Here is a 4642-nt window from a genome sequence, read left to right as displayed (position 1 = left end):
GATCCTGAACTTAATATTACCATTTTCCATATCGATATAAGAGCTTATGGCAAGAATTTCGAGGAATTCTATAACAGGGCGCAGAGGGAATACGGTATTAAATACATCAACTCCCGCCCATCTGAAGTAACAATTGGCACAGATAATTTCTCTTTCTTTGAAATACGAAGATTTCAATACGGGAGACCTTGTGAGCAAGAATTTTGACATGGTCGTTCTCTCCATCGGGCTTGACCCGGCTGATTCGACCCAAGCTCTTGCAAAGTCCTCAGGAATTGCACTTGATGATTTAGGGAATATTGCCACAAGTATCGAAAATCCTGTGGAGACAAGTGTAGCCGGAATATATGTATGCGGTGTGGCGCAGGGTCCCAAGGATATCCCTGACACCGTAGCACAGGCAAGCGCTGCCGCATCAAAGGCCGCCGCCCTGCTCTCCCCGGAACGCGGGACGCTCATTAAGGAACGAAAATTCCCTGATGAGAAAAAACTCTCGATTGAACCGCACATAGGCGTATTCGTTTGCCACTGCGGAATAAATATCGGAAGTGTTGTAAATGTCCCCAATGTCGTGGAATATGCAAAGACCCTGCCAGGAGTAGCACATGCCCAGGAAATGCTTTATGCATGCTCTTCTGATTCACAGGTCACGATAAAAGACGCCATCTCAAAGAACGATCTTAATCGCGTGGTAGTGGCATCATGCACGCCGCGTACCCATGAACCTTTATTCCAGAACACATGCCGCGAGGCTGGACTTAATCCTTATCTTTTCGAGCTGGCAAATATCCGCGAGCACTGCTCATGGGTGCATTCAAAAGAGAAAGAGAGGGCCACAGAAAAGGCAAAAGGCATGGTCCAGATGGCTGTGGCAAAATCTGCGCTTTTCCAGCCCCTTTACAAGCAAAAAGTCGATCTCATTAATAAAGCGGTAGTACTTGGCGGTGGTGTAGCCGGCATGACCGCTGCGCTTGATATTGCCAATAATGGCTATCATGTGACACTGATCGAGAAGGAAAAAGAACTTGGCGGAATGCTTCGTGAAATGATGGAATTATACGATGGCAAAAAACCTGCCGATGTGCTAAAAGAACTGATAGGCAAAGTGAGCGGGAACAAGAATATTAAGATCATAAACGAGGCAAAACTGATCAAGGTCGAAGGTTATCTTGGCAATTTCAAAGGAACTATTCTTGCAGGTGGAAAGGAACTACCAGTTGATTTTGGCGCGGCTGTGGTTGCGACTGGCGCCCTTAACCTTGAGCCTTCGGGATTATTCGAGTATGGAAAAGATTCTCGCGTTGTCACGCAGGCGCAACTTGAGAAAATGCTGGGAAAGAGTATCAGCGCTAAAAATGTAACAATGATCCAGTGTGTGGGAGCGCGCAGCAGAGAACGAGAATATTGCGGCCGCACATGCTGCGTTGATGCTGTCAAGAATGCGATAAGGATAAAGAAAGCAAACAGCAGCACAAACGTCTATGTTCTTTACCGTGACATGAGAACATACGGCGTGATGGAGAAGCTCTATGAGACTGCAAGAGACCTTGGCGTTGTTTTCATTAAATACGAACCTGAGAAACTGCCAAAAGTGCAAAACGAGTCGGTAATCGTTCATGATGCCATGCTTAACCTGGATATTGAGTTAGCATCAGACCTCATCGTTTTGAGTACACCTCTTGTCGCAGGTGAGAATAAGGAGATCAACGAGCTCTTTAAGATCCCTCTTGATAAGAACAAATTCTTCCTTGAAGCTCATCCCAAATTGCGACCAGTGGATTTTGCCACCGACGGTGTTTTCCTGTGCGGAAGTGCCCAGGCTCCAAAGCTTATCGAGGAAGCAATATCGCAGGCAAGCGCCGCAGCGTCAAGGGCGTGCACGATCCTGTCACGCAAATTCATCGAGACAGAGGGCGCCATATCAGTAGTTAATGAAGCAAAATGCATCGGATGTGGCACATGCGTTACGGTTTGTCCTTATAATGCCCCTTCATTGTATGATGTGACCGTAAAAGTGGAGGAAGTCACATATACTACGAAGAAATCAAAAATAAACGCAGCTTCATGCAAGGGCTGCGGTTCATGTGCTGCTGCCTGTCCTGCTGGGGCTATAACTGCGCAGCATTTCTCATCAAAAGAAATCGGTGAGGCCATAGATGCGTTTGAAAAGGGTGTTAAAAGTATTTTGATTGACAAAGGCTTTGTGGAGGTGACTGTATGAGTATAGAAACAGCTGCTGTTAAGCCCGCGCAGGCAGGAAACGGTTGGGAGCCAAATATTCTTGCTTTTTGCTGCAACTGGTGCTCCTATGCTGGGGCAGACCTTGCAGGCGTGAGCAGGTTCCAGTATCCTCCAACTGTTAAGATACTCAGGATAATGTGTTCAAGCAGGGTTGAACCTGCATTTATTCTGAAAGCGCTAAAAGAAGGAGCTGATGGAGTCCTTGTCGCAGGATGCCATATCGGGGACTGCCATTACATAGACGGTAATAAGAATGCAGAGATCAGGATCAATAACACCAAAAAGGCTCTTGTAAAGCTTGGGCTTGATAAGAGGCTCCGGCTTGAGTGGATCTCAGCAAGCGAAGGATTGAGATTTTCAGAAGTCATAAAAGATTTTACAGAAGAGATTAAGAAACTCGGAGAAAACCCGGTCAAGCATAAGATAGAACCGCAGATTCCGAGTCGCGCCTCGGAAGGGCGCAGACACGTATGCCCCGATGGCATACGTGGATTCCCGCTCCCGAAGGGTAATCGGGACGCAGATAGTAGAGTAAAGCAGAGGCTTTCCAACCTCCACCTCCTCATCAAACTGCACGGACTGATTTCCAGTATGCAGCTTTCGTTTGGCATATCCCTTTGTAAGAAATGGTTTCATCCAAAAATACCTCGATATAGAGAAATGAGACCCATTTGAGCCAGCTCAGATTTAGGAAGCGAATACCATAGAACCTTATTAGAACGGTTTTTGGCTTTAAAGCATCTGAGTCTATCTGCTATATATTCGTCCAGTTCTTTAAATATTCTCTTCTTTGTGCATCCCTCGAAATAGTTCCCCCAACCTCGAATATTCGGGTTAAGTAGTTTTATTAGAGTTCCAAGGTTTATAGGTTGCTGACGTCTTGTCCTTTGTTTAACCTCAGATTTGAACTTCTTCACCGTTTTATCCCTTGGTTTCTTCCATCTTCCATTAAAATGGAAGCCCAGAAATTCAACCCCAGTCTCATTTCCATGCACGATTTTGGTTTTCTCAGGACTAAGTTTGAGTTTTAACTCTCGCTCCAGAATTTCCTTTGCACGTTTGAGGGCATCTTCCGCTTCCCATTCGTATTTACAGAAAATAATGATATCATCAGCGTATCGGAGGAGCAAATACCCATAATCGCCCATTCGTCTGTCGAAATGATTTAAGTAAATATTCGCCAGCAGGGGACTGAGATTTCCACCTTGTGGAGTACCTTCCGGACTCTCCTCAAACACACCTTCATTCATTATTCCGCTTTTCAGGATAGATTCTATCCATGTGAGAACTCTACCATCGCTGACCTGTTCACATACTAAATCCATCAGTATCTTATGGTCAACGTGGTCAAAGAATCCTTCAATATCAGCATCTACCAACCAGTGATAACCTGAATTGATGTATGCTTCGGCTTTCCTGACCGCTGCATGTGCACCTGTATCGGGTCTATACCCGTGACTCTGGGGTAAGAATATTTTCTCAAAGATTGGCTCAAGAACGTTCTTTAATGCTTGTTGTACCACTCTGTCTTTTACTGCAGGTACTCCGAGCTGCCTCATTTTTCCGTTATCTTTCGGTATGAGAACTCTTTTCACTGGTTGTGGAACATAGCTATTTTCTTTGAGCTGTCTTTCAATTTCTGCCAGATTTTGCTGGGAATTCTGTTCAAATTCTTCAATAGTTACGCCGTCAAATCCTGCACTTCCTCTGTTTGCTCTTACCTGTTTCCATGCATTTTCAAGATTCTTTTTATCCCAGATTTGATTGCCAAGGGAATATTTCTTGAATTTTGCATGATATTTCTCATTCCACTTTTTCATTCTGTCTCCATTGGTATTGGTTTTCAGCAATTATTCCATATTCTTCATAATGCTTTTGCCAGATAGCGTTTATATCATGTTGATAGTTACGATAATTACTTTTCTGGGGGGGTTTTCCGAATGATGTTATCATGCTGTCAACTTCTACTCTTTCCAAACAAGAACCCCTTTGCTGGGTCAAGTTTTATCCTCGTATAGTCGCCCCCTGTATCCTGCGATACAGGTTCTATATTTCACTGGCTTGACTTTCATCGCTACTATGGGTTCGTCCGACATCTCATAATGCATTGCTTTAGTTTTCCCGTTTAAGGTTATACCTCCGCTACCTTTTTTTTTTCTTCCCATTGATTGAGTCTATTGACCCAGAAACTTGTAGGGTGTGGCTCAATCTCAGGGAGGACATTAAGAGATCTCCCCCGGTCACACAAGAAAGCATTCGCAACCATCCCGGCCATAATCACCCCAGTAATCATTTCTCTGCCCAAGCTTCCATCCTGCGTTGGTATGTTGCATCTTACTGAGGCCACCTCTGGTTCACGTATTGTTTCGGGCTGTGGCTGCCGATATTCAGGTACTCCGCA

At 44.8% G+C, this 4642-nt stretch carries 5 protein-coding genes and 1 pseudogene; 2 read left to right on the top strand and 4 right to left on the bottom strand.

From position 1 onward, the window contains the following. A partial coding sequence (locus MNV_RS20260) for a hypothetical protein (protein WP_218837986.1) occupies positions 1–210 on the bottom strand: 210 nt, incomplete at its 3' end. On the opposite strand from MNV_RS20260, the gene MNV_RS10240 reads away from it, so the two are divergent. Continuing rightward, positions 191–2221 (top strand): CoB--CoM heterodisulfide reductase iron-sulfur subunit A family protein, encoded by a 2031-nt coding sequence (locus MNV_RS10240; protein ID WP_218837985.1) that lies wholly within the window; start codon positions 191–193, stop codon positions 2219–2221. The genes MNV_RS20260 and MNV_RS10240 overlap by 20 nt on opposite strands. Next, positions 2218–2658 (top strand): annotated as a pseudogene (locus tag MNV_RS20730) (hydrogenase iron-sulfur subunit); the annotation flags it as partial. The gene MNV_RS10240 and the pseudogene MNV_RS20730, both read left to right, overlap by 4 nt. Before the next feature lie 215 nt (positions 2659–2873). Here the strand turns inward: MNV_RS20730 and ltrA are convergent. The 3 genes from ltrA to MNV_RS20255 all read right to left on the bottom strand — a co-directional run. Beyond that, the gene (gene ltrA, locus MNV_RS10230) at positions 2874–4061 is read right to left on the bottom strand and encodes a group II intron reverse transcriptase/maturase (protein ID WP_096205775.1); all 1188 of its coding nucleotides are present in this window, start codon (positions 4059–4061) and stop codon (positions 2874–2876) included. Beyond that, entirely contained in the window at positions 4045–4218 is a 174-nt protein-coding gene (locus MNV_RS19635; protein WP_179293925.1) for a hypothetical protein, read from the bottom strand. The genes ltrA and MNV_RS19635 overlap by 17 nt, the downstream gene beginning before the upstream one ends. A 154-nt stretch (positions 4219–4372) precedes the next feature. Continuing rightward, positions 4373–4642 (bottom strand): hypothetical protein (locus tag MNV_RS20255; RefSeq protein ID WP_218837984.1); only part of this gene is annotated, 270 nt, incomplete at its 5' end.

Source organism: Candidatus Methanoperedens nitratireducens (genome assembly GCF_900196725.1).
Classification (GTDB): domain Archaea; phylum Halobacteriota; class Methanosarcinia; order Methanosarcinales; family Methanoperedenaceae; genus Methanoperedens; species Methanoperedens nitroreducens_A.
The sequence above is the reverse complement of the archived record's forward strand: the minus strand, read 5'-3'. Positions and strand labels throughout refer to the sequence as shown.

What these genes read in the sequence shown, in the direction of transcription:
- ltrA (WP_096205775.1), bottom strand. Translation starts at nt 4,061, where the DNA reads ATGAAAAAGTGGAATGAGAAATATCATGCAAAATTCAAGAAATATTCC.